27 protein-coding genes and 1 riboswitch are annotated in these 24,796 nt (G+C 59.7%); of the genes, 8 read left to right on the top strand and 19 right to left on the bottom strand.

The features are described 5' to 3' along the window. Nucleotides 1-24 precede the first annotated feature (24 nt). Complete coding sequence (gene ychF / locus Q1A20_RS08820) at nucleotides 25-1,122, bottom strand: redox-regulated ATPase YchF (protein ID WP_299402984.1); 1,098 nt, start codon at nucleotides 1,120-1,122, stop codon at nucleotides 25-27. A 46-nt stretch (nucleotides 1,123-1,168) separates the two neighbouring features. Beyond that, nucleotides 1,169-1,372, bottom strand: coding sequence for a hypothetical protein (locus Q1A20_RS08815; protein ID WP_298973643.1), 204 nt, complete (start codon nucleotides 1,370-1,372; stop codon nucleotides 1,169-1,171). A gap of 159 nt (nucleotides 1,373-1,531) precedes the next feature. On the opposite strand from Q1A20_RS08815, the gene trpA reads away from it, so the two are divergent. After that, nucleotides 1,532-2,323: a tryptophan synthase subunit alpha gene (gene trpA, locus Q1A20_RS08810; protein ID WP_299402981.1), complete on the top strand. Its 792-nt coding sequence runs from the start codon at nucleotides 1,532-1,534 to the stop codon at nucleotides 2,321-2,323. On the opposite strand, the gene Q1A20_RS08805 is transcribed toward trpA, so the two are convergent. Together Q1A20_RS08805 and Q1A20_RS08800 are read right to left on the bottom strand one after the other, a co-directional pair. Beyond that, complete coding sequence (locus Q1A20_RS08805; protein WP_298973648.1) at nucleotides 2,315-2,779, bottom strand: MarR family transcriptional regulator; 465 nt, start codon at nucleotides 2,777-2,779, stop codon at nucleotides 2,315-2,317. The genes trpA and Q1A20_RS08805 overlap by 9 nt on opposite strands. Then, nucleotides 2,772-3,878 carry a twin-arginine translocation pathway signal protein gene (locus Q1A20_RS08800; protein WP_299402978.1) on the bottom strand — a complete coding sequence of 369 codons (1,107 nt, stop codon included), beginning with the start codon at nucleotides 3,876-3,878 and terminating at the stop codon, nucleotides 2,772-2,774. The genes Q1A20_RS08805 and Q1A20_RS08800 overlap by 8 nt, the downstream gene beginning before the upstream one ends. Nucleotides 3,879-4,022: 144 nt before the next feature. Between Q1A20_RS08800 and Q1A20_RS08795 the strand changes: the two genes are divergently transcribed. Next, a complete protein-coding gene (locus Q1A20_RS08795; protein ID WP_299916761.1) occupies nucleotides 4,023-5,189 on the top strand; it encodes an alpha-hydroxy acid oxidase in 1,167 nt (388 codons plus the stop codon). A gap of 18 nt (nucleotides 5,190-5,207) precedes the next feature. Here Q1A20_RS08795 and Q1A20_RS08790 read toward each other — a convergent pair whose 3' ends face one another. Then, the gene (locus tag Q1A20_RS08790) at nucleotides 5,208-6,371 is read right to left on the bottom strand and encodes an MFS transporter (protein ID WP_299916760.1); all 1,164 of its coding nucleotides are present in this window, start codon (nucleotides 6,369-6,371) and stop codon (nucleotides 5,208-5,210) included. Nucleotides 6,372-6,520: 149 nt separating this feature from the next. On the opposite strand from Q1A20_RS08790, the gene Q1A20_RS08785 reads away from it, so the two are divergent. The 5 genes from Q1A20_RS08785 (at nucleotide 6,521) to Q1A20_RS08765 (ending at nucleotide 10,596) form a co-directional block, all read left to right on the top strand. Then, nucleotides 6,521-7,177, top strand: coding sequence for a 50S ribosomal protein L25/general stress protein Ctc (locus Q1A20_RS08785; RefSeq protein WP_298973657.1), 657 nt, complete (start codon nucleotides 6,521-6,523; stop codon nucleotides 7,175-7,177). 103 nt (nucleotides 7,178-7,280) lie between these two features. Further along, nucleotides 7,281-7,994: an aminoacyl-tRNA hydrolase gene (gene pth, locus Q1A20_RS08780; RefSeq protein WP_299916759.1), complete on the top strand. Its 714-nt coding sequence runs from the start codon at nucleotides 7,281-7,283 to the stop codon at nucleotides 7,992-7,994. After that, entirely contained in the window at nucleotides 7,991-9,046 is a 1,056-nt protein-coding gene (locus tag Q1A20_RS08775; protein WP_299916758.1) for a DUF2332 domain-containing protein, read from the top strand. The genes pth and Q1A20_RS08775 overlap by 4 nt, the downstream gene beginning before the upstream one ends. Before the next feature lies 1 nt (nucleotide 9,047). Continuing rightward, nucleotides 9,048-10,235 (top strand): serine hydrolase, encoded by a 1,188-nt coding sequence (locus Q1A20_RS08770; RefSeq protein WP_299402972.1) that lies wholly within the window; start codon nucleotides 9,048-9,050, stop codon nucleotides 10,233-10,235. Then, entirely contained in the window at nucleotides 10,222-10,596 is a 375-nt protein-coding gene (locus Q1A20_RS08765; RefSeq protein ID WP_299916757.1) for a DUF2237 domain-containing protein, read from the top strand. The genes Q1A20_RS08770 and Q1A20_RS08765 overlap by 14 nt, the downstream gene beginning before the upstream one ends. A 23-nt stretch (nucleotides 10,597-10,619) precedes the next feature. Here Q1A20_RS08765 and Q1A20_RS08760 read toward each other — a convergent pair whose 3' ends face one another. The 11 genes from Q1A20_RS08760 to trmB form a co-directional block, all read right to left on the bottom strand. Beyond that, nucleotides 10,620-10,964: an SH3 domain-containing protein gene (locus Q1A20_RS08760; protein ID WP_299402970.1), complete on the bottom strand. Its 345-nt coding sequence runs from the start codon at nucleotides 10,962-10,964 to the stop codon at nucleotides 10,620-10,622. 87 nt (nucleotides 10,965-11,051) lie between these two features. Continuing rightward, nucleotides 11,052-12,284, bottom strand: a complete 1,233-nt coding sequence (gene trpB, locus Q1A20_RS08755; protein ID WP_299402969.1) for a tryptophan synthase subunit beta — start codon at nucleotides 12,282-12,284, stop codon at nucleotides 11,052-11,054. 14 nt (nucleotides 12,285-12,298) lie between these two features. Then, nucleotides 12,299-12,748, bottom strand: coding sequence for a GNAT family N-acetyltransferase (locus Q1A20_RS08750; protein ID WP_299916756.1), 450 nt, complete (start codon nucleotides 12,746-12,748; stop codon nucleotides 12,299-12,301). Then, nucleotides 12,745-13,389 carry a phosphoribosylanthranilate isomerase gene (locus Q1A20_RS08745; protein ID WP_299916755.1) on the bottom strand — a complete coding sequence of 215 codons (645 nt, stop codon included), beginning with the start codon at nucleotides 13,387-13,389 and terminating at the stop codon, nucleotides 12,745-12,747. The genes Q1A20_RS08750 and Q1A20_RS08745 overlap by 4 nt, the downstream gene beginning before the upstream one ends. A gap of 45 nt (nucleotides 13,390-13,434) precedes the next feature. Next, a complete protein-coding gene (locus tag Q1A20_RS08740; protein WP_298973673.1) occupies nucleotides 13,435-13,785 on the bottom strand; it encodes a LapA family protein in 351 nt (116 codons plus the stop codon). Continuing rightward, complete coding sequence (gene ihfB / locus Q1A20_RS08735) at nucleotides 13,785-14,069, bottom strand: integration host factor subunit beta (protein WP_298973675.1); 285 nt, start codon at nucleotides 14,067-14,069, stop codon at nucleotides 13,785-13,787. The genes Q1A20_RS08740 and ihfB overlap by 1 nt, the downstream gene beginning before the upstream one ends. A gap of 410 nt (nucleotides 14,070-14,479) precedes the next feature. Next, a complete protein-coding gene (gene rpsA, locus Q1A20_RS08730; protein WP_299916788.1) occupies nucleotides 14,480-16,249 on the bottom strand; it encodes a 30S ribosomal protein S1 in 1,770 nt (589 codons plus the stop codon). Between the two features lie 153 nt (nucleotides 16,250-16,402). Further along, a complete protein-coding gene (locus Q1A20_RS08725; RefSeq protein ID WP_299504170.1) occupies nucleotides 16,403-16,948 on the bottom strand; it encodes a hypothetical protein in 546 nt (181 codons plus the stop codon). 233 nt (nucleotides 16,949-17,181) lie between these two features. Further along, a complete protein-coding gene (locus tag Q1A20_RS08720; protein WP_299738048.1) occupies nucleotides 17,182-17,799 on the bottom strand; it encodes a d(CMP) kinase in 618 nt (205 codons plus the stop codon). 6 nt (nucleotides 17,800-17,805) lie between these two features. Then, on the bottom strand, nucleotides 17,806-19,158 hold the full coding sequence (gene aroA, locus Q1A20_RS08715) for a 3-phosphoshikimate 1-carboxyvinyltransferase (protein WP_299916754.1): 1,353 nt from the start codon (nucleotides 19,156-19,158) through the stop codon (nucleotides 17,806-17,808). Between the two features lie 82 nt (nucleotides 19,159-19,240). After that, entirely contained in the window at nucleotides 19,241-19,942 is a 702-nt protein-coding gene (gene trmB, locus Q1A20_RS08710) for a tRNA (guanosine(46)-N7)-methyltransferase TrmB (protein ID WP_299402957.1), read from the bottom strand. A 142-nt stretch (nucleotides 19,943-20,084) separates the two neighbouring features. Between trmB and Q1A20_RS08705 the strand changes: the two genes are divergently transcribed. Continuing rightward, nucleotides 20,085-20,957 (top strand): response regulator, encoded by an 873-nt coding sequence (locus tag Q1A20_RS08705; RefSeq protein ID WP_299916787.1) that lies wholly within the window; start codon nucleotides 20,085-20,087, stop codon nucleotides 20,955-20,957. A gap of 96 nt (nucleotides 20,958-21,053) precedes the next feature. Here Q1A20_RS08705 and metK read toward each other — a convergent pair whose 3' ends face one another. The 3 genes from metK to Q1A20_RS08690 form a co-directional block, all read right to left on the bottom strand. Further along, entirely contained in the window at nucleotides 21,054-22,235 is a 1,182-nt protein-coding gene (gene metK, locus Q1A20_RS08700) for a methionine adenosyltransferase (protein WP_299402954.1), read from the bottom strand. 4 nt (nucleotides 22,236-22,239) lie between these two features. Continuing rightward, nucleotides 22,240-22,291: riboswitch (SAM-SAH riboswitch) on the bottom strand. A gap of 36 nt (nucleotides 22,292-22,327) precedes the next feature. Continuing rightward, entirely contained in the window at nucleotides 22,328-23,794 is a 1,467-nt protein-coding gene (gene lnt, locus Q1A20_RS08695; RefSeq protein WP_299402953.1) for an apolipoprotein N-acyltransferase, read from the bottom strand. Nucleotides 23,795-23,862: 68 nt separating this feature from the next. After that, complete coding sequence (locus tag Q1A20_RS08690) at nucleotides 23,863-24,759, bottom strand: hemolysin family protein (RefSeq protein ID WP_299402951.1); 897 nt, start codon at nucleotides 24,757-24,759, stop codon at nucleotides 23,863-23,865. Nucleotides 24,760-24,796: the final 37 nt, after the last annotated feature.

Raw genomic sequence — 24,796 nt, 5'->3', positions numbered from 1 at the left:
CCGCTTGGCCGACCTGCGTGCCGCTTATGTATTGAACAGAAAATGAAGCACGTCACCGTCCTTGACGATGTAGGCCTTTCCCTCGGCGCGCATCTTGCCAGCTTCCTTGGCGGGCCCCTCTCCACCCAGTGACACAAAATCGTCATAGGCAATGGTTTCGGCGCGGATAAATCCCTTTTCAAAATCGCCGTGGATCACGCCAGCAGCTTTCGGTGCGCTGGTGCCATTGCGAATGGTCCAGGCACGCGCCTCTTTCGGACCAACGGTGAAATAGGTTTCCAAGTGCAACAGGGCATAGCCTGCCTGGATCAACCGGTCGAGACCCGCCTCAGACAGTCCCATTTCATCCAGAAACATCGATGCCTCGTCAGGTTCGAGCTGACTGATTTCTTCTTCGATCTGCGCAGAGATTACCACATGCGCATTGCCTTGCTTTGCAGCCATCTCCGCAACCTTTGCGGAATGGGCGTTGCCTGAAGCGGCCTCCGCTTCGCCAACGTTACAAACGTAAAGCACCGGCTTTGTGGTCAAAAGCTGCAAAAGCGACCAGGCGCGCGCATCTTCGTCATCCACCTCAACAACGCGGGCGGGCTTGCCCTTTTCCAACGCCGCCAACGCGGCGCGCATCAGCCGTTCCTGTTGCACCGCTTCCTTGTCGCCACCACGCACTTTGCGCACGATGTTTTGCAGGCGTTTCTCGATGCTTTCGATGTCAGCCAGCATCAATTCGGTCTCGATGGTCTCCGCATCCGCAACCGGGTCCACCCGGCCCTCAACATGGGTCACATCACCATCTTCGAAACACCGCAGCACATGGGCGATCGCATCGACCTCGCGGATATTGGCCAGGAACTGGTTTCCCAGACCCTCGCCTTTCGACGCCCCTTTGACCAATCCGGCGATGTCTACAAAAGTCATGCGGGTCGGAATGATCTGCTTCGATTTGGCGATGTCGGCAAGACGGTCCAATCGCGCGTCGGGAACCGCAACCTCACCCACGTTGGGCTCAATGGTGCAGAAGGGGAAATTCGCCGCCTGTGCTGCCGCCGTGCGCGTCAACGCGTTGAACAATGTGGATTTGCCGACATTCGGCAACCCCACGATACCCATTTTGAAACCCATGTCCGCGTCCTTTTTTGCTGGCGCTTGTCCTAGGGTGTCTCAGGCGTCAAGACAAGTCCCTGCGCTGGCGTCTGTCTTCGCGAGCATGAAAGATCAAAAACCAGGCCAGCAATATGAACATCGGATGGGTCAGCCCACCTGATAAGAACAGCGCGGGAATCCAGATCAGAAACACCAGCACCGCCAGGATCGGGCGCCCCGTCAGCAAGATGGAGAGCGGGGGCAGAAGGATGGCAAGAATGTAGTTCATGACCTCAACCTAGGTGCCAATGTCGAAAACGTAAGGGGGAAAATGAAATTCTACCCCTCATGCGCTGCCCGCACAGCTCCGGCGCGTGGATGTCCAAGGTGCATTGATTTCCCTGCGCGTTTTGGGCATTGCGGGGCAAGTAGAAGAAAGGCACGCCCCATGACCCGCATCGACGCCAAATTTGCAGAGCTTTCCAAGGCCGGAAAGAAGGCTTTCGTTTCCTACATAATGGCAGGCGATCCGGATTTTGAAACCTCTTTGGAAATCGTGCGCGGCCTGCCGGGCGCTGGCGTCGATGTCATCGAGTTGGGGCTGCCGTTTACCGATCCGATGGCGGACGGTCCGACCATCCAACTGGCGGGCCAACGCGCGCTTGAAGGCGGCATGACCTTGCAGAAGACGCTGCAGCTTGCCCGCGCCTTTCGCGAAACCGACCAGACGACACCGATTGTCTTGATGGGATATTACAACCCGATCTACAGCCGAGGCGTGGACAGCTTTCTTGCAGAAGCCAAGGCGGCGGGTATCGACGGTCTGATCGTGGTCGATCTGCCCCCCGAAGAAGACAGCGAATTGTGCCTGCCTGCGCAGGCAGCAGGGTTGAATTTCATCCGGCTGGCCACCCCGACAACGGATGCAAAGCGCCTGCCCCGCGTTTTGCAAAACACTTCCGGCTTTGTCTACTATGTGTCGATCACCGGCATCACCGGGGCGGCCGAAGCGCAGGCAGGCGATGTGGGCCCGGAGGTTGCGCGGATCAAAGGCGAGAGCGGCCTGCCCGTGATCGTCGGCTTTGGCGTGAACACCCCCGAAAAATCGCGCGCCATCGCCAGTGTCGCGGACGGCGTCGTGGTCGGCTCAGCGATTGTTGGCAAGATCGGTGCGGGCGCGCCGGTATCGGAGGTTCTGGCTTTCGTGAAGTCGCTCTCGGATGGGGCGCATTCAGCCTGATTGCGCGGTGCCATTGCGGTCTTCATCCAGGAAAGCCCGCAGATCTTTCAGAACCGGCAGGATGTTCAGCAACCGATCCGTATCGAACCCCTGGGCCAGTCGTTTGAAATCCGGGCCGAGGTCTGCGATCGCCTGATCCCGCATTTGACGCCCTTTTTCCGTAAGCCACACAAGTTTTGATCGGCCATCTTCCGGGTTTGGGCGCACATCCACCAGGTCATGCGCCTCCAGTCCTTTGATGGTATGGGTCATGGTTGTTTTCGGCACCTGAAACGCGCGCGCCATATCGATGGGGGCCCGCCCATCCCCCAGCCGGATCAGATGGTTGATCACGGCAAAATGCGGCGCAATCAGCCCTCCTGGCAAACGCGCTTCCAGCAATGCGCGACTGAGCTGCTCGATAATACCGATCTCATTGAAAACGTCGAAATAGAGGGCTGCACGTTTATCAGGCATTCATCAACTTTGCTTCAAGGGGCCAGCGCGGGGTGCGCGGCGTCATGGGACCGTACCCCAATCGTCCGAGCATTTGAACCGTCTGACCTGGCGACGACAGCACATCCTGCGCGCGGGTGTGAAGTTCGGCCATTTCGGGGTATTCCTGCAAACACTGGCTGACCGGGTGCAGCGCAACTCCCAGGCCCGCGCATTTGAGGTTCAGGCGCACCCACCGGCGACCCGCTTCAATCTGATCGGTCCGCGTATTTCCAGCGGTGACCAAGGCAGCGTATGCGGGCGTTGCATGCAGCATCTCCCGATAAATCTCGACACCCTGTTTGAAGCTCTGGCTTGTGGGATCGGCCTGTTCGTCGCGGGTCAGAACACCGGCCAGCATCAGGCTCTCCAGGAATGGCCCCCCAAGATCAATGCCATCCGGGTTGGCGTTGATCTGGGCCTTGCCAAATCGCATCAGGTCCACCGATTCCTGCATCGTGCGCGGGGCCCGAGCCTCAACCTCCCAGGCGGCCCAGGTCAGCGATTTCAGCGCCTCAACGGTCGGCGCGTCGGTGTATACATCCGCAAAAAGCTCCAGCTCATTTGCATGTGCCACGCTCAAAGCTCTGTTTTCGAAAGGTTCTTTGCACGACCGACGGTGCATCACCTGATCAAAAAGCGGATCATGTGTACCGCCGGGGGCAAAGACCGCCCCTGCAATCGGGCCATTTTCGCCCTCGGGATACAGCGTCAGATCAACGGCATATCCGGCAGCACCCGCGGCAAGAACCATCAGTTCGAGAAAACAGCCGAAGCCAATGATAATCTGCCGGTCAAAGGGGTCGGTTTCGGGCAAACGGCGTGATGCGTCATGATAAATCATCACGCGATCCTCTCCTTCCAGCGCCACTTGCCACGGCTGAAGGTTATGCGGATTTGGGGCCAGCAACGCAAAGCTCAGCGCATTCAGGCGCGGGTCGTCGTAGTCACCGGCCGCGTCCCAGGGGGCCAGGGCATCATGGGGCGTGCGCGTGGTCAAAAAGGCGCCCGCAGAAGCGGAGGCAGCAAGGATCGTGCCCCCTCCGATCAATGTTAGTGTCTTGCGGCGTGTGATGGGCATTCCAGAATTCCTCCATATATAGTACGATTTCGTACTTTATATGGTACGATTTCGCACTAATCAACTTGATTTTTACTTTCCTTTCTCCGATTGATCTTTCCGCCCTCAATTGGTAACTAAAATTGACCAATCCGAGGGGCCAGCATGCCGATCATCACCACCATTCAAGACCTCAAAGACCTGCACAAACGCCGGACCCCGCGCATGTTCTACGACTACACGGAATCGGGCAGCTGGACCGAGCAGACCTTCCGTGAGAACACGACGGATTTTGAAAAAATCAGGCTGCGGCAGCGCGTTGCCGTCGACATGACCGGGCGGACAACGGCCAGCCAGATGATTGGGCAGGATGTCACCATGCCCGTGGCGCTCGCCCCCGTCGGCTCCACCGGAATGCAACACGCGGACGGCGAGATCCTAGCGGCGAAAGCGGCAGAGAAATTCGGTGTGCCCTTCACGCTTTCCACCATGTCGATCTGTTCGATTGAGGATGTCGCCGAGAACACCAGCAAGCCGTTCTGGTTTCAGCTTTATGCGATGCGCGACAAAAAATTCGTCAAAAACATCATCCAGCGCGCGAAGGACGCGAAATGCTCCGCGCTGGTGGTCACATTGGACCTGCAGATCCTCGGGCAACGGCATAAGGACATCAAGAACGGCTTGAGCATTCCGATCAAACCAACGCTGCCGAATATCATCGATCTGGCCACGAAATGGCGCTGGATCGCGGGGATGGCGCAGACCAAGCGGCGCCAATTCGGCAATATTGTCGGCCATATCGACGGGATTAGCGATCTTTCGTCGCTGGCGGTCTGGGCGGCTGAAAGCTTTGATCCGCAGCTGAATTGGGAAGAGGTCAAGGAAATCAAGAAGATGTGGGGTGGGCCACTGATCCTGAAAGGGATCCTGGATGCGGAAGACGCTAAGATGGCGTTGCAGGTGGGTGCCGATGCCATCGTGGTATCCAACCATGGCGGTCGACAATTGGACGGCGCGCTCTCCTCCATTCGCGCGCTGCCCGCGATCATGCATGCGGTGGGCGACAAGGTCGAAGTACATCTGGACAGTGGTATCCGCTCCGGTCAGGACGTCCTCAAGGCGCTCGCGATGGGCGCCAAGGGCACCTACATCGGCCGCGCCTTTGTGCATGGGTTGGGCGCGATGGGCGAGGCTGGCGTGACCAAAGCGCTGGAGGTGATTCACAAAGAGCTCGACACCACCATGGCGCTCTGCGGCGACACCAAGGTCACGGATCTGGGGCGCCACAACCTGTTGATACCCGAGGATTTCGAAGGGCGTTGGCAGCCCTGATCCGAGGCTAAGCTGCGCTCAGACAGTCAGTTCGTTCCGCCGGACACCACGTGCCAGTGCGGGCACGATGGTGGCGCAGGCAATAAACAGAACTGCGGCGATGACAAAAAACGCGGCACGCAGGCCAAAGAGTTCGGAGGTGAAACCCATCAGCGGCGGCCCCAGAAAAAACGCACCATAGCCCAGCACAGACGCCCGGCTGATGGCGGCCAGCCGCGCCTTGGGCGAGACAATCCGCCCTACAAGCGCGAGCGTCACGGGCGCCAGGACGGAAATGCCCAGGCCGCCCAGCCCAAACCCAAGATAAGCGATGCCAAGCGTCGGTGCGGCCCCCGCCAGCGCCAGCCCGAAGCCCGACAGCAAGAGGGCGCAGACCATCATCACCGTATCGGTGACCCGATGCGCGATGATGTGGCCCGCAAGCCGTCCGATCCCCATGGTGAGGCCCAATATGGCAGGACCCAGCGCCCCCTCGGCAGCGCCGCCCCCAAGCGTGCGTTCCAGATGCAGCGCCGACCATCCTTCGGCGGAGGCCTCGGACAGGAAAGCGACCATGACCAGCAGCCCCGCCAGCCAGACCAAACCGTGCGGCATCGCGGCACCCTGGGGGATCTCCGTTTCCATCTCGGGCGGGGTGCGCGCTTCGAGCGTCATCCAGGCCAGAACCGCCACCACGGCGCCCAGCAAGGCAAAGACCTGTAGCGGCGTCCACCCCAATTCGCGAAACGCCCCGGTCGCCAGGGCGGCACCTGCGTATGTGAACGAATAGAGCGCGTGATTGAGGTTCATCAGTTTGCGCCCGGTCCGGGCCTCGATCTCAGAGACACGCACGTTGACCAGCACATCGACCACGCCGGAGCCCGTAGCGGCGAGCAGCATGCCCAGCGTAAAGGCGATCACCTCGGTTGCCGCCCCGGCTCCGATCATGCCCGCGCCCACGGCACAGGCAAAAACCGGCATGGCCCATCGCCCCGCGACGCGGTCCGCAAAGGGGGCCAGCCACATCGCCGCCAGCGCGCCCATCGAAGACACCAGAATCGCCGTGCCCAGAACCGCGTCAGACGCGCCGATCCCGGCCTTGATCGCCGGCATTTGGGCAAAACAGGTCGCCCAGGCACAGCCGATGACCAGAAAGCCGGCCAGCGGTTTGCGCGAGTGTTTGATGTCGTTTATCAGGCTCATGCTCGATGCGTGACACGGGGCCCGATCCCCCGCAAGAGAGAGGGTTCGAAAAACTTCTTTTCATGCTGCGCAAACCGGTCTATACGCGCGACTTCACGCGGGTCTACAGCCTTGGAGGAGGCCCGCCCTTAACATATTGGAGACTAAAGATGGCTGGAGCAATTCCGGATCTTGAAGCTCAGGAACGGACGGGGACAGGCAAGGGCGCCGCTCGTCAGGCACGCCGCGATGGCATGGTTCCTGGGATTGTATTTGGTGGCGACGTTGACCCGCTGCCGATCAACATTCCGTTCAACGTGCTGATCAAGAAACTGCGCGCAGGACGGTTCAAGTCGACCCTGTTCAACATGAAAGTAGACGGCCACGACGACGTGCGTGTGATCTGCCGTGATGTGCAGCGCCACGTGGTCAAGGACCTGCCGACCCACATCGATTTCATGCGCCTGCGCCGCACCACCAAGATCAACCTCTTCATCGCGGTTGAAGTGGAAGGCGAAGACGTAGCGCCCGGCCTGAAAAAAGGTGGCGTGCTGACGCTGATCCGTCCGGAGGTTGAGCTGATCGTGACCGCGGGCGACATCCCCGATCACGTCACCATTGACATTTCCGAAATGGAGATTGGCGACAACATCACGATTTCCTCGGTGACGCTGCCAGAGGGCGCCAAGCCGACAATCGACCGTGATTTCGTGATTGCGCAGCTATCCGCACCTGCGGGTCTGGCCTCGTCTGACGACGAAGATGAAGACGATGCAGCCGAGGGTGAAGATGCACCAGAGGCAGAAGCAGAAGCCACTGAAGAATAAGACAATCCCTTAGAGGATGGTGAATGCGGGGCCCTTTGCGGCCCCGTATTTCGTTTCGGACAGGCCTTTGCTATGCTGCATCGCAACATAAAGGAGCGTCGCCATGAAACTGATCGTTGGCCTGGGTAATCCAGGCGCGAAATATGCCCGTCATCGGCATAACATCGGCTTTATGGCGCTGGACCGCATGGCCGACGACCACGGGTTTGGCCCCTGGAAAGGCAAGCATCAGGGCAGCATCACCGAAGGACGCTTTGGCTCGGACCGTGCGGTGCTGTTGAAGCCCGAGACCTTCATGAACAACTCCGGCCAGTCGGTGCAGGCGGCGATGCGGTTCTACAAACTGGACCCCGAGGATGTGGTTGTCCTGCACGACGAGATCGATCTTGCGCCGGGCAAGGTGAAACACAAGGTGGGCGGGGGCCACGCGGGGCACAACGGGCTGCGGTCGGTGCACGCACATATCGGACCTGACTACGCGCGGGTGCGGCTGGGCGTTGGCCACCCCGGGCACAAGGATCGCGTGCCCGCCTATGTCTTGCATGATTTCGCCAAGACGGACGAGGCCTGGCTGGACGACGTTTTGCGGGGCGTCAGCGATGGCGCGCCTTTCCTGGCCGCAGGTGATCCGTCCAAATTCATGAATGCGGTCGCGCTGCAGGTGTCACCGCCGCGGTCTGGAACCGGCCAGAAAGCCCCAAAGCCCAAGGCATCAGCCGAAGCTGGCCAAAAACCCGTAGCTGCCACGCCGGAACCAGCGGAGGCCGTAACCGAGAGAAAGTCGGCGATCCAAAAGCTGCTGGAGCGCTTTCGATGAACCTGCCTTTGGCCTTTCGGGAACAGGCGATCAGCTGCGAAAGACTGGGCTCGCCCTTCATGGCACAATTGCTCCGACTGCTGGCGGAACATTGGCTGCATGGCAGCAAACTGGACGCTGCGCTCGCACGTTTTACCGGTGACATTGGCCCTGCTGGGGCCTCCCTGCCTCTGCGCACGGCCGGTGGGCTTCACGCTTTGGTTTTGACCGGGCAAGCCCCGGAGCTCGCCGCCGTCTACCCGCCACAGAAAGTGTCCGATCAGGCGTTGTGGCAAGCGGTGCAGGCGGCGATGATTGCGCATGAAGATTTTATGCTCGACTGGGTCACCAGCCCGCCGCAGACAAACGAAGTGCGCCGGTCTGCGGCACTGATGGGAGGCGCAGGCGTCGCGGCCGAGCGTTTCGATCTGCCGTTTGTGATCTCGGAACTGGGGGCAAGCGGTGGCCTGAACCTGATGTGGGATCACTATGCGCTGTCGCTCCCGGGCCTGCTGATTGGCCCTGAAAACCCCGCCATGACTCTTTCGCCTGAGTGGACTGGCCCCATGCCGCCGGTCACACGCCCCAAGATCGCAGCGCGCGCGGGTGTCGATCTGAACCCCCTCGATCCTGCCAACGCCACGGATTTGTTGCGGCTGATCGCCTACCTCTGGCCGGACCAGCCCCATCGGCTCGCCCTGACCCGCGCCGCAGCCTCGGTGATGACCGCTGAAATCGTGCAGGGCGATGCAATCGATTGGCTGGACACACGTTTAAACGAAGCGCCCGAAGGCCATGTGCATCTGATCCAACACACCGTTGCCTGGCAATATTTCCCCCCCGATGCGCAAGAACGTGGCAGATCCCTGATCGAAGCCACAGGGCAACGGGCCACTGAAACCCGACCGCTGGCGTGGTTGTCCATGGAGAGCGATGGCGACACAACCGGTGCTGTTGGCGCGGCGATCACCCTGCGCCTGTGGCCAGGCGATGTGACGCTGCGCCTGGGCCGCGGTGACTTCCACGGTCGGTGGGTGAAATGGGTCGGTGCGAACGGGCAGGATCAGACCTGACATGCACAGCATTTTGAAATGGGTTGTGCGGCTCGTGGTCGCGCTGATGCTCGCAAGCCTGGTCATGGGCTATTGGAAACGTGAAGAACTCTTTCGACTGATCGCTGTGAACAGCCTCTTTCTTCCAGATCAGATCGTCGAAAACTTCAGCCATATGGATCGGGCGTTTTTGAATGCCCCGATCCCACGCGGCAACGGCCCTGTATCCCCCCTGCCCGAAGGCGCTGAAGCCTCCCTGCCCGATGGGTTTGAGCAATTTACGCGAGACCGAAACGTGACCTCGGTTGTCGTGCTCAAGGATGGCGCCATCGTCTATGAACGTTACCTGCAGGGAACGCAGCCGGATGATCTGCGCGTCAGCTGGTCGATGGCCAAAAGCTATCTCTCCGCGCTGATGGGCGTTGTTCTGGCAGAGGGCGGTATCAGCAGTTTGGATGACCGGGTCATCGACTATGTGCCAGCGCTGCGCGACGGGGCCTACCACAAGGCGACCATCCGAAACGTGCTCAACATGGCCACTGGCGTGACCTTTGACGAAGACTATCTGGACCAGAAATCCGACATCAACCGCATGGGGCGCATTCTGGCCCTGGGCGGCGAAATGGATGCCTTTGCGGCGGGCCTGACCGATACCTTTGCCGCGCCCGGCACCGATTGGAAATATGTCTCCATCGACACCCATGTTCTGGGCATGGTGATCCGCGCGGCCACCGGGCGGTCGATCATTGATCTGATGGGCGACAGGATCATCACGCCGCTGGGCGTTGAGCGTACACCTTACTATCTGACCGATGGCACGGGCGTGGCCTTTGTTCTGGGCGGGCTCAACAGCACGACGCGCGACTATGCCCGGTTCGGGCAGATGTATCTGCAGCAAGGGCTGTGGAACGGCAAGCAAATCGTGCCCCGCGACTGGGTACTTGCCTCGACCACGCCGTCGGCACCGACGGATGCGGATCAGATGGGCTATGGCTACCAATGGTGGATGCCTCGTGACGCGCGACCGCGCGAATACATGGGACGTGGCATTTACGGACAATACCTCTACATCAATGAGGAGGCGGGCGTCGTGATCGCCCTGACCGCCGCTGATTTGCAATTTCGCGATCAAACAGTGCAGCGGCAGAACGTTGCAATGTTCCGGGACATTGCCGACAGCTTGCAAGGAGGCGCCGATGGAGAAAGATGAGAGAATTAACGTATTGGGCCAGGCGCTTGCCGTCTGTGGCACCGATCCTGTGACCGGTTTTTTTCGCGATGGCCAATGCAATACCTGCGTCGCCGATCAGGGCAGCCATACCGTGTGTGCCGTGATGACCGACGAGTTCCTGGCCTATTCGAAATACGTCGGCAATGATCTGAGCACGCCACGGCCTGAGTTTGGCTTTGCCGGGCTCAAATCGGGCGATCCCTGGTGTCTCTGCGCGGGTCGGTTTCTGCAGGCCCATGACGAGGGCTGTGCACCCAAGGTACATCTGGCAGCCACGCACCGGCGTGCCTTGGAAATCGTGCCCCTAAAGGTGCTGCAGGCGCACGCTTTGCCCGCGTGATGTTGCCAAGCCGGGAGTTTCGATCAAATCGCGCTGAGGTTTCTTGCAGGCACCCAGCCTTCCGCTCCGCTTTGTGCCCTGCATAGTATCCAGCCGTGCGTCTTACTGAGGGCGAGCAGTTCTTCGCCTCGGTGACACGTCAGCTCGACCGCAGAGAAATCCGCGTTTGCATAGGTCTTACCGGCACGATTTTGGACCAGCGTGTCGGGTATCCAGCCCTCTTTACCCCTTTGATTTCTCGCCCAGACCCAGACATATCCGTCCCACGTGTCTGACTTTCCGCTCAACCAGAGTTCTTCAGGCGCGCTCAGGACAATTGGATCAGGGTACGCCGCTTTCCAATCAGACGTCACGCGATAGCGATCCATCACCCGTCCTCTCCTTCTGATCATGACCATTGGGTCGAAAAGCACTTCAAAATGGCCAGGTAGGCCCATCAGGAATCTGCGACGGTTTTAAGCGAATTCACCCATCTCGAAGCCCAAGGCTTTGGCAACGGTGAAAATATCCTTGTCGCCGCGCCCACACATGTTCATGCAGATGATGTGATCTTTCGGCAGGTCAGGGGCGATTTTCATCACATGGGCCAGCGCATGGCTGGGCTCCAGCGCGGGGATGATCCCCTCCAACTCACAACAAAGCTGGAACGCCGCCAAGGCTTCCTTGTCCGTGATCGATACGTATTCGGCGCGGCCAATGTCGTGCAGCCAAGCGTGCTCGGGACCGATGCCGGGATAGTCGAGACCGGCGGAGATCGAGAAGCCTTCGAGGATCTGACCGTCGTCGTCCTGTAGCAGATATGTACGGTTGCCATGCAGCACGCCCGGGCGTCCGCCAGTCAGCGACGCGCAATGCTCCATCTTGGCATTCACGCCCTTGCCGCCAGCCTCGACGCCGATGATCCCAACTTCCTTGTCATCGAGGAAGGGGTAGAACAGGCCCATCGCGTTTGACCCGCCACCAATCGCGGCAATCAGCGTGTCGGGGAAACGCCCCTCCGCTGCGGTCATCTGCTCGCGGACTTCCTTGCCGATGATCGCCTGGAAATCGCGCACCATGGCGGGGTATGGGTGCGGGCCCGCGACCGTACCAATGCAGTAGAACGTATCGCGGACGTTCGTCACCCAGTCGCGCAACGCATCGTTCATCGCGTCCTTGAGCGTGCCGCGTCCGGAGGTCACCGGCACCACCTCGGCGCCGAGCAAACGCATGCGGAACACGTTGGGGGCCTGACGCTCGACGTCATGCGCGCCCATGTAGACCACGCATTTCAGCCCGAACTTGGCGCAGACCGTGGCCGTGGCCACACCGTGCTGGCCCGCGCCGGTCTCCGCAATGATCCGGGTCTTACCCATGCGGCGGGCGAGGATGATCTGACCCAGCACGTTGTTGATCTTATGTGCGCCGGTGTGGTTGAGCTCGTCGCGCTTCATGTAGACCTTGGCACCGCCCAGATGCTCGGTCAGCCGTTCGGCGTGATAGAGCGGGCTGGGTCGGCCCACATAATGGGTCCAGAGATGGTCCATCTCCGCCCAGAAGCTCTCGTCGGTCTTGGCCACCTCATATTGTTCTTCCAACTCCAGGATCAGTGGCATCAAAGTCTCTGAGACGAAGCGCCCGCCAAAGTTGCCAAATCGCCCGTTCTCATCCGGGCCGGTCATGAAAGAATTGAATAGATCGTTCGCCATCCCGCGCACTCCTGTCAGGTCAGGTTGCGTTTATACCCGATGTGCGAAGGGGTAAAGCCAAGGTCACCGTAGAATCGCGCCGTATCGGTGCGACTTTTGTTCATGGTCAGCTGCATCAGGTTGCATCCTGCGGCCTTTGAACGCGCCACCGCATCCTCGATCATCCGGTGCCCGATGCCCTGGCCGCGCAAGTCGCCGGACACCCGAACGCTTTCAATCTGCGCCCGGCGCGCGGCGCGCAGGGAGAGTCCGGTGATGAAGGTCAGTTGATAAGTCGCGATCACGCGACCGTCCATCTCACCGACAATCAGCTGGTTGCCGCCTTCTTCAGCCATCCTGTCAAACGCGGTGAGGTAGAGCTCCAGATCACTGCCCTCGCGCGTCGCGCCAAGCGCATCGTCCTGCAGCAGGGCGATGATGTCCGCGACCTCCTCGCGTTTTGCGGGGCGGAAGGTAACGTTCATGCGTGGGCCGCCTTCACGAAAGCTTTGATCAGGTCCGGGTCCTTCTCTCCGGGTAAGCGCTCCACGCCCGAGGACACATCCACCTGTTTCGCGCCTGTCATCGCAATGGCTTCGCCCACGTTTTCGGGCGTCAGCCCGCCCGCCAGCATCCACGGGATCGGCCACCGGCGTCCGGCGATCAGCCGCCAATCGAACGACAACCCATTGCCGCCCGGCAGCGCGGCATCCTTCGGCGGCTTGGCATCGACCAAAATCTGATCCGCCACCTTCAGATAGCTTTCCAGCAGAGGTAAATCCGACGCATCCGCAACGCCCACCGCTTTCATGACCGGCAGGCCGTAACGTGCCTTGATCTCTGTAACACGCTCGGGAGTTTCATGTCCGTGCAACTGGAGCATATCCAGCGGCACCTGGGCGGTCACCGCATCGAGAAAGGCGTCATCCGCATCGACGATCAACGCAATCTTGGCGAGCCCCAAAGGCGCGTCGAGGGCCAAGGCGCGCGCTGTGGTCAGCGACAGATTGCGCGGAGATTTATCGAAAAAGACAAAGCCGCAGTAGGCAGCCCCGGCTTCAGCAGCCGCTGACAGGTCTTTCGCTGTGCTCAATCCACAGATTTTTACAGAGGTGTCCTCAGGCATGGCCGGGTTTGATCACGGTCCCCGCGCCAATGCAAGATACTCAGGTCAACTCGCTTCATCCAGAAGCGCCAGAACCTCATCCTTGCCTTCGTGTTTTTCGCCCTTGAGCTTGGCGATCTCACGTTCCAACCGACGCATCTCGCGGGCCTGGCGGGCCGCTTCGGCGCGCTGGTTGTGCTCACGCACCCACTCCCAGACGAACCCGACCAGAAGCCCGACAACAATCCCACCGAAAATCACGATGAAGAGCGGCAGATCGATGCCAGGGTTCATATGAAACCATCCGGCCACTTCCGAAGGGATCAGCTGCAGCGAAACCATCTGACGATTGGCAATTGCCACAGAGATCAAAGCAGCCGCAAAGGTCGCAATGCAGGCGTAGCGGATGTAGCGCATCAGGATTTCCCGTTCAGACGATCACGCAGCAGTTTTCCGGTCTTGAAGAAGGGCACGTGCTTTTCTTCGACGTGCACGGTTTCGCCCGTGCGCGGATTGCGCCCCACGCGCGCATCCCGTTTTTTTACCGAGAAAGCGCCGAAACCACGAAGCTCGACCCGATCCCCACGCGACATGGCCCCGGTGACCTCTTCGAAGATGGTGTTGACGATACGCTCGACGTCTCGCTGATAAAGATGTGGATTTTCATCTGCGATCTTTTGGATCAGCTCGGAACGGATCATGGCAGCACCCCTCTTTGGATTTTAGGGCATATTTTCTCGCGCCCCTTTGACGAACTATAGAAAGAAAGCAGGCTTACGGAAAGTGAACCATTGCCCGCCTTTCAAAGTTTTTTGCGTCGAAGGCGCTGTATTTGTGCGGCTTTTCGCGGGCTTAGGGGCAATCTCGGTTTTTCGGGCCAGACCACCTGTATTGCTGCGTCGCAGCATTCCCAAATGATTCGCGGCGCCCCGGCATGCATCTGATCTTCGGCAAAAGAAGCGTGTTTTGGTCTGGCCGAGCGCTGTTGAAAGGCATTGGTAACAGCCCCGCTACCCAGATCGCCGCAGAAAAATAGGCTCGCTGGTGCCCATGAAAAAGGCCCCGCAGATTGCTCTGCGAGGCCCTCGAATTTTCAGTTCGAGCGAAGCGCTTATTCGTCGCCTTTGAGCGCCGCGCCGAGGATATCGCCCAAGGATGCGCCGGAGTCCGAAGACCCGTACTGTTCCACGGCTTCTTTTTCTTCGGCGATTTCGCGCGCTTTGATGGAGACGCCAAGACGACGGGTCTTGTTATCCACATTGGTGATGCGCACGTCGACCTTGTCACCAACCGAGAAACGCTCAGGGCGCTGTTCGGCGCGGTCGCGCGACAGATCGGAGCGGCGGATGAAAGACTTCATGCCTTCGTATTCCACTTCGACACCACCGTCTTCGATGGCTGTCACGGTCACGGTCACGATCGAGCCGCGCTTCACGCCGCCCACCGCTTCGGCGAACTTGTCGCCACCAACGGCCTTGATCGACAGGGAAATACGCTCTTTCTCAACGTCCACCTCGGAGACAACGGCCTGCACCATGTCGCCTTTGCGGTAGTTCTGAATCGCATCCTCGCCCCGCTCGTCCCAGCTGAGATCGGAGAGGTGCACCATGCCGTCGATGTCGCCGTCGAGGCCCACGAACAGACCAAACTCTGTGATGTTCTTGACTTCGCCTTCGACCTCTGTGCCCTCGGGGTGTGTTTCTGCAAACACTTCCCATGGGTTGCGCATGGTTTGCTTGAGGCCCAGAGACACGCGGCGCTTGGCGCCGTCGATTTCCAGAACCATGACTTCGACTTCCTGGCTGGTGGAAACGATCTTGCCCGGATGCACGTTCTTCTTGGTCCAGGACATCTCGGAGACGTGCACAAGACCTTCGACACCGGCTTCCAGCTCAACAAAGGCACCGTAGTCGGTGATGTTGGTCACGCGGCCTGTGTGCGTCGATTCCAGCGGGTACTTGGCCGCCACCAGATCCCATGGATCTTCCTGCAGCTGCTTCATGCCGAGGGAGATACGGTGTGTATCTTTGTTGATCTTGATGACCTGCACCTTGATCGTCTCGCCAATCGCCAGAATTTCGGACGGGTGGTTGACCCGGCGCCATGCCATGTCTGTCACGTGCAGCAGGCCGTCGACACCGCCAAGGTCCACAAAGGCCCCGTATTCGGTGATGTTCTTGACCACACCGTCGACCGTCTGACCTTCGGTCAGGTTGCCGATGACTTCGGCGCGCTGTTCGGCACGGGATTCTTCGAGAATCGCACGACGCGATACCACGATATTGCCCCGGCGACGGTCCATTTTCAGGATCTGGAACGGTTGCTTCAGACCCATCAACGGACCCGCGTCACGCACAGGGCGCACATCGACCTGAGAGCCGGGCAGGAAGGCCACAGCACCGCCAAGATCAACGGTAAAGCCGCCTTTGACACGGCCGAAGATGGCGCCTTCAACGCGCTCTTCATCGGCGTAGGCTTTTTCCAGACGATCCCAGGCTTCTTCACGGCGGGCCATTTCGCGGGAAATGACAGCTTCGCCACGCGAGCTTTCGACCTGGCGGAGGAAGACTTCAACCTCATCACCAACTTCGATTTTGGGCGCTTCGCCCGGATCTGCGAATTCTTTGAGTTCGACACGGCCTTCCATTTTGTAGCCGACGTCGATGATGGCCTGGCCCGCTTCGATTGCGATCACCTTGCCTTTGACAACAGACCCTTCTTCGGGTGTGTCCATTTCGAAGCTTTCTTCCAAAAGGGCTTCGAAGTCTTCCATAGTTGCGTTTTGCGCCATGTAGCGTGTGTTCCTTTGTACGTTTGTTTCTGGCCGTGCGGTTGTCTCCGCCGGTCTTTGGGTTTGATCTGCCGATACGCGCGGAACCAATGCATTTAACAAACGAAGGGCCGGTTTACACCGACCCTGCTCGTTTGCTCAGCTGCAAAGGCTGTTCCCGCCTTGTCAACGCTCGCGCGTATAGAGGGGTTTTTGTCCGGGATCAACCCATCTGCGCATTTTGCCTGCTGTCAGACATCTGTGCTAAAGCGCCTGCCCCTTGCGCAATTCATCGAGCAGGTCCTGATAAATGCCGTTGCTGTCTCCACCGCCGAAGACTTGCGCACCGCCGGAATAGGTCTGACCATAGGTCCGCGCGACGTTGATCGTCTGCGCGATGGCGGAGAGGAATTGCTCGTGTTGCAGCGGTGACAGCGGGTGAATAAAGACCCCCCAGAGCCTGCCCTGGGCCACGGCGTAGCGGGCGTCCAAGGCGCTATCAAAGTTGGCCTGCATCAGACGCATCAATTCTTCTGCGTTCAGGCCTTCCGCCGATCTGATCGGCACCATCGCCCGCATGCGATCCGCGCGCGGATCGGCAATGACAACCACCGGAATGTCCTGCACCGTGAATTCAATGGCTGCGCCGCGCAGCTGTGCTTCGGCATCGATGACCAGAATAATCTCTGCGAGGCGTTCCAGTGTCATCGGTGGCTCAACCTCAGGTGCGCCCTCTGTCGTTTCGTTTTCCTGTGCCAAACTGAGAGATCCCCAAAGAACCAGGACCAACGTGATGAGAAGTCGTGCCATTGAAATGCCTTTCGCCGTCGTTATGCGGTCAGGCTAGCCGCGCAGGGCATCAAACACCAAGCACCCTTTGGTGATCAGTTTGCAACATCGCGGGCGCGCGCCGGAAGCAAATTCAATCGATAAGGACCCACGGCCCCTGTAATCGCCGCCAAATCGAAACAGGCTGTTTTAGCGGAACCAGCCGGAGTTTGTGCAAAGCGTCACGGGTCACAGACACCACCGGTGATTCCGGCCTAGCCCGCCCGCTTCGCCTCAATCACTGCGATTGCCGCCTCAATTGCGGCCTCGATCTTCATCTCCGACGTGTCGATCTCAACCGCGTCTTCTGCAGGCTTCAGGGGCGCTTCGGCACGGTCCCGATCCCGCGCATCGCGTTCTTTCACATCCGCGAGCACCTGGGCGCGGCTGATCGCAGCGCCTGATGCGGCCAGTTCGGCAAAACGCCTGTCCGCGCGCACCTCTGCACTGGCGGTCACAAAGAGCTTGGCCTCAGCATTGGGGCAAATGACCGTGCCAATGTCCCGCCCATCCAAGACAGCGCCGCCGGCCCGACGGGCGAAACTGCGCTGAAAATCAAGCAAGGCGGCACGCACCTCGGCAATCACGGCCACTTTACTCGCGGCCTGTGCCACTTCAGGGCTGCGCAAATCATCTGCTTCCAGGTCTTCCGCGGTCAGCGTCTGCGCCGCCGTGATCGGCTCCATACCCAATAGCAGCTTCGCGCCCACGGCGCGGTACAGCAGCCCGGTATCCAGATGCGCAAAGCCGAAATGCGCCGCGACCGCCTTGGAGATCGTCCCCTTGCCTGCCGCAGCAGGGCCGTCAACAGCGATGGTGAAGGTTTTGGCCATAGCGTGTCACTGATTGTTGCGCACCAATTGCGCGCCCAAGGCAGACATAAGTGGTTCAAAAATCGGGAAGGAGGTGGCAATCGGCCCGCCATCATCCACGCTCACCGGGTTTTGCGTGGCCATCCCCAGGATCAGGAATGACATGGCAATCCGGTGATCCAGATGGCTGGCGCAGGTTGCACCGCCCGGCACGTTCCCATGCCCAAGGCCCGTCACCGTCCACCAATCCGGGCCCTCGTCCACGGTAATGCCATTGGCACGCAGACCCACCGCCATCGCATCGATGCGGTCGCTTTCCTTGACCCGCAGTTCCTTGACGCCGCGCATCACGGTCTGGCCTTGTGCGAAGGCCGCAACCACAGAGAGCACCGGGTATTCATCGATCATGCTGGCGGCGCGTTCGGGCGGCACCTCGATGCCTTTGAGGTCCGGCGAGAACCGCGCGCGCAAATCAGCAACAGGCTCCCCGCCCTCGGTGCGTTCGTTCTCATAGGTCAGATCCGCGCCCATCTCGCGCAGCGTGGTGTAGAGCCCGGCGCGCGTCGGGTTCAACCCGATGCCAGGCACCAGCACATCCGAGCCCGGCACGATCAGCGCTGCACAGACCGGGAAAGCCGCCGACGACGGATCACGTGGCACGTCGATCTTCTGCGGCTTCAGCTCTGGCTGCCCGGTCAGGGTGATGACGCGGCCCGCCTCCGTTTCCTCAACAGTGATCTCCGCGCCAAAGCCTGCCAGCATGCGTTCGGTGTGATCGCGCGTGGCTTCGGCCTCGATCACGATCGTCTTGCCCGGTGCGTTCAGCCCGGCCAGCAGCACCGCCGACTTCACCTGTGCCGACGGCACCGGCACCGTGTATTCCACCGGCACTGGATCGTCGGCGCCGACGAGGGTCATGGGCAAACGTCCCCCGGCCCGCCCATAGGCCTGCGTGCCGAAGAGCGCCAAAGGGTCCGTCACCCGCGCCATCGGGCGCCCGTTGAGCGAGGCGTCCCCGGTGAAGGTCGCGCTGATCGGGGAGGTGGCCATAGCGCCCATGATCAACCGAACACCGGTGCCGGAGTTCCCACAATCGATCACATTTTTAGGCTCTGCAAAGCCGCCGACACCTACGCCGAAGACCGACCAATCGCCATTGCCATGGTCGGTGACCTCCGCGCCAAAAGCCCGCATCGCAGCAGCGGTATCGAGCACGTCCTGCCCTTCCAGCAGCCCGGTGATCTCGGTTTTACCGACGCTGAGCGCCCCAAGGATCAGTGAACGGTGAGAAATGGATTTGTCACCCGGCACCTGCGCTTCGCCTGTGAGAGGGCCGCAAGGACGTGAGGTCATGGGAATGGGCGCGCCGTGGCTGGACATGGTATTTCTCGGTTAAGTCTGATGTTGCGCGAGGCTTAACGGCTGCGCCCCGGAGGGTCCAGCCCCCATGGCTCCGCCTGGGTCAGCGCTTTCGGAACGTCAGATAGTGGGGGGTGCGCCCCTCGCGCAGGGCCTTTTGTTCATATCGCGTGGAAATCCAGTCGTCCCAAGGCTGCCGCCAGTCGTGCGGTCGCTCGGCCAACCACTCGAACCCATGCTTTGGCACCTCTTCCAGGGTCTGCCGCACATAGTCTTCGATATCTGTTGCGACACGAAAGATCGCGCCGGGTTTCAGGGTCTTGGCCAGCGGTTGCAAATGTTCCGAAGTGACGAACCGACGACGATGGTGGCGCGCTTTCGGCCATGGATCCGGGTAGAGCAAGAAGGCCCGGTCTATCGTATTTTCCGGCAAGACGTCGAAAAGATCGCGCGCATCGCCGGGATGCACGGCGAGATTGTCGACACCGGCGCGCCTGATTTTCCCCAGAAGCATCGCGACACCGTTGATGTAGGGTTCTGCCCCGATCAGGCCGACCTCAGGGTTGTTGCTGGCCTGGTGCACCATGTGCTCTCCCCCGCCAAATCCGATCTCGAGCCAAACCGGTTTGCCACCAAACAGCCCAGGCAGATCAAGTGGTATGCGGTCTGGATTGACTTCCCAAGAGACCGGGCCAGGCGACAACGCACCCAGATCCTCATCCAAATATGCCTTCTGTGATCGCTTGAGGCTCTTGCCTTTCAAACGGCCATAGAAGTTTCTGCGGGGGCGGGATTTCTGCGACATGCGAGGCCTTTAGCTTGGACCAGCCGCTACCGCAATGTCATCTGCTCAATGGCCTTCACTGTTTCATCAAGAATTAAGAAGGCGCTGATACAGAAGGTGCCAGATAGGTATTGCTCCAGAGGGAGGCAGATCATTGAGCCAGATGGGAAAAATACACGCAAAGCTTGCGCCCAGCGTGACCGCCCTACCCAAGTTCGCGAGTATCTTGATCGTCGATGACCAACGCTTTGACCGGGCGCGGCTGTTGCGTCTGATCGATGAGTTGGAATTTGACACCCATGTGGTTCAGGCGGATTGTCTTGAAACGATGGGGGCAAAACTCCAGAGCGATAAATTCGATTTGATCTTCGTGGACTACAACCTGCCCGATGGTACCGGGCTGCAGGCATTGGATGCCATTCGTCTTGATCCGCGCAATCGGCAGGCCGCAATCATCATGATCGCCGGTGATGGTCAAAACGAGATTGCGATCGAAGCGCTGAAGCGCGGGTGCAGCGATTACATTACCAAGGATGACATCTCCGCGTCTTCGTTCAGACGCGCTTCGATCAATGCATTGCAGAAGTCACGCCTTGCCATCGGCATGGAGACTCAGGACAGCAAACGCAAGCAAATGGAAGAAGCGCTGGAACGGTTCTCAACCGAATGCGCCAATGAAATCAAACCTGTTGTCAGCCGTGTCATGCGGCAATTACGCGATTTGCGCGAAGCCCCGGCGCTGAGCGCCGACCAGCTTGCGGATCGGTATGATCGGATCGAAAGATCTTGCATGCGCCTGTGGGAGTTTCTGGACGACCTTGGGAGGTATCAGGGTACCGACATCTCGGAGGAGGCATTCGCCGCGCAGAATTTTGTGAAAGCACTGGAACCGGGTGGCGCGCCTGAGGCCGCCCCGATCAGCGATGCTGCCAAGGTGACCCCATCGAAACCGCGACGGCTGCAAGCGCCACCGGCGTCCGTTCAGCGCAAAAGAAAACCGATCAAGCCAAGCCTGTTCGGAAAATCGAAAAAATAGTGGCACACGATATCTTGCTGTGAGACAGGCGTCACAGTCACGCCTGCCTTAGTTCAGAGGCGAATGCCCAACGCTAAATTGAGCGAGCAGAGACCGCTAGACAGCGGCTTTCAATGCATCGACCAAGTCTGTTTTTTCCCAGCTGAAGCCACCATCCGCCTCTGGCGCGCGTCCGAAATGGCCATAAGCGGCGGTGCGGGCATAGATCGGGCGGTTGAGACTGAGATGTTCGCGGATACCGCGTGGCGTCAGGTCAATGATCTGACCGATAGCTGCCTCGATCACGCTGTCGTCCACCTCACCCGTGCCAAAGGTGTCGCAATAGATCGAGAGCGGTTTGCTCACGCCAATCGCATAGCTCAGCTGAATGGTGCATTTATCTGCAAGGCCCGACGCCACCACGTTCTTCGCCAGATAGCGCGACACATAAGCAGCAGAACGGTCCACTTTCGTCGGGTCCTTGCCCGAGAACGCGCCGCCACCATGTGGCGCGGCACCACCATAGGTATCGACGATGATTTTTCGCCCCGTCAGGCCCGCGTCGCCATCCGGCCCGCCAATCACAAAAGTGCCGGTGGGATTCACCCACCATTCGGTGGCTTCGGTGATCCATCCCTCCGGCAGAACCTCACGAATATAGGGTTCAACAATCGCGCGTATGTCCTGTGAGGTCTGGTTTTCATCCGCATGTTGGGTCGACAGCACGATGGACGTAACACCAACCGGTTTCCCGTCCTCATACCGCACCGACAATTGGCTCTTGGCGTCCGGCCGCAATGTGGGCTCAGTACCATCCTTGCGCACTTCCGCCAGACGACGCAACACGGCGTGGGCATAGTGAATCGGGGCTGGCATCAATTCCGGCGTCTCATTGGTGGCAAACCCGAACATGATACCCTGATCGCCAGCGCCCTCGTCTTTGTTCCCGCTGGCGTTCACGCCCTGGGCAATGTGGGCCGACTGTTCGTGCAACAGATTGGTGATTTCACATGTCGCGTGGTGAAACTTATCCTGCTCGTAACCGATATCCTTGATACAGGCGCGCGCGATCTCCTCGATACGGCCCATGTAATCCTTGAGCGCTTCTTTATCCGACAGCCCCACTTCGCCACCAATCACAACTCTATTCGTGGTCGCGAAGGTTTCCGCCGCAACGCGCGCTTCGGGTTCCGCGGCGAGAAAAGCGTCCAATACCGCGTCTGAAATACGGTCACACACCTTATCAGGGTGCCCCTCCGAAACGGATTCCGAGGTGAATACATAATTTTTACGAGACATGAATTGCTCCGATAAGACAAATACTGCGCCACGCCAGGAAGCCGTTGCGGCACGTTCGAGCGTGCTTACGTGGCCCGCCATCACCCGTCAATCTAATTCTGCTGCCTTCTACCCAGCCGTGTGCACAGAAGGCCCAATGCCAGCAAAACGATGATCGGCGTGTCGCCTGTTCGGCTGTAAAATGTTGGGGCCATCGGAGCGGGCAGGGGTACATCCAGAAATCCCGCGACGCCCATCGGCAAGCTCGCGAGGATACGGCCTTGTGGATCGATCATGGCCGAAATTCCAGTGTTCGCCGCACGCATCAACGGCAGGCCCTGTTCAATCGCGCGCATGCGGGCCTGCGCCAAATGCTGTTGCGGTCCGACATTTTGCCCGAACCAGGCGTCATTTGTAATTTGCAACAGAAAGTCCGGGCGTTCCACCGCAGCGCCTACGCCATGTGCAAAGACGGCTTCATAACAAATGAGCGGCAAACCCAACCTAAGAGCGCCAAAATCGAGCACTTCAGCGCCGGGCCCGCTGGCAAATCCGGTCGATGATGTCTGGGCCAGGCCCATAATACCAAACCGGTTCAGCAGGTTGGCAAAGGGAATATATTCGCCAAAGGGCACCAGATGGTGTTTGTCATAGATCTGCGTTGGCGACCCCGCGGCGTCTAAAAGAACCATGGCGTTGTAAAGCGCATCCCCATCGCGGCGCAAAAGCCCGAGGGTGACTGGCTTGCCCTCTGACGCTTCGGCGATTTGGCGCAATGCCGGGCCCGCCGCTTCCAATGTCCAGGGAATCGCCGTCTCCGGCCAGACGGTCAGATCGGGCATTGGCTTACCTGCCTCAGGCGCCGCCGCCGTGAACGCCAACTGCCTGTCGAAAAATGTTTGCGTGTGATCGGATCGCCACTTCAGATGTTGCGCCGCATTGGGCTGGATCAGGCGCACGGTGTGAGGTGTGAGGGGTGCTGGCGGTGCAGAGGGCGGAAGATAGAAAAGCGCCGCTGTGCTGCACAGCAAAACCGCCTGCCCCGCGCGCATCACACCGCGTTTCCGGTAGACCGCGGGGAAGGACAGCGCCCAGGCGATTGACATCAGCCACAACGTCATGCCGTGCGGTCCCGCCCAAGCAAGCCCCTGCCCGGCAGCCCCCCCCACCAGCGCCTGCGCAGGACTGGCCCAGGGAAACCCGGTGAACAAATAGGCGCGCAGCACTTCTGCAGCGGTCCAAGTCAGGATCAGCGGCCAAGTACGTGATGACAACAACCGCGCCAGCCAGAATGCCCCACCCCAAAAAAGCGCGAGCCCCATGCTCATGAGCACCAAAGCAAAGGGCGCCATCCAGGCATGCCGGTCAGGATCAACCTGAAAGGGCTCCACGATCCAGGCCAGCGCGACAGCGAAATACCCAACACCAAAGGCCCAACCGATCAACGCGGCATTCCAGGGGCGCCTTTGACGGCGCAGGGTCAGAAACGCGAGTGAGAAGACCAGCAACATGACCAGCGGCTGGCCGTAAGGTGCCTGCCCCAAAGGCGCAATCGCCCCCAAGACCGCTGCGATTGCCATGCGGCCCGGACGTGGCAAGCGTGTGTACCACCCCCAAGGTTTGTTCTTTCTCGGGATGGTTTTGACCATTATGCGGCGTGCGTCCCGGTGCGTACACGCAATCGTTTGATGCGGCGCGGATCAGCGTCAAGAACCTCAAATTCCGGGCCATCCGGGTGCACCACCACTTCCCCACGCGCCGGCACGCGACCGGAGAGCATAAAGACTAGCCCACCCAAAGTGTCGATTTCTTCCTCGTCCACTTCGTCGTGTTCGGTCAGTGATTGTCCAATTTCGGCTTCAAAATCATCCAGCGGGGTTTTGGCCAGCGCCAGATAACACCCCGGTTTTTCCTGCGTCCAATATAGCCCTTCGTCGACGTCATGCTCATCTTCAATCTCACCGATGACCTGCTCGATCAGATCCTCAATGGTCACAAGGCCATCAACGCCGCCATATTCGTCAATGACCAGCGCCATATGACGGCGTTCGGCCTGCATTTTCGTCAGCAAGACACCGATGGTCATGGAGGGCGGCACGAAGAGTAACGGGCGCAGCATGGCACGCATGTCGAATTCATGACTGTCGCCATTGAATCCATGGGTCAGCGCAAGATCCTTGAGGTGGAGCAGTCCAATCGGCGTGTCCAGCGTGCCATCATAGGCAGGCAATCGCGTCAGACCGCTTTCCTTGAAGATGGCGACGACTTCTTCCAGCGAGGCGGTCGCAGGGATCGCCGTGATATCCGCCTTGGGAATAGAAACATCCTCAACCCGCATGCGTCTGAGGTTGATCATCCCATGGGTCTGCGGACGTTCCTGAAGCGCCGCAACCAAAGGCGCCGCTGCTTCTGATTCCGATGGGCTCAATGCCCCGATCACTCGGCTGAAAAAACCACCTGGCCTGGAAGGTTCAGGTTCTGAAGTTTTGTCTGTTTCGACATGCGCGCGTTGCGCTGCGTCAGACTGTCCGTCGTTGTCGCCCATTGGGTCCTGTTCAAGAATGGCTCGGCTCCGGGGCCGA

The organism is uncultured Roseobacter sp. (genome assembly GCF_947501835.1).
Classification (GTDB): domain Bacteria; phylum Pseudomonadota; class Alphaproteobacteria; order Rhodobacterales; family Rhodobacteraceae; genus Roseobacter.
Note: the sequence above shows the minus strand (reverse complement) of the source record. Positions and strands in the feature narration are given on the sequence as shown.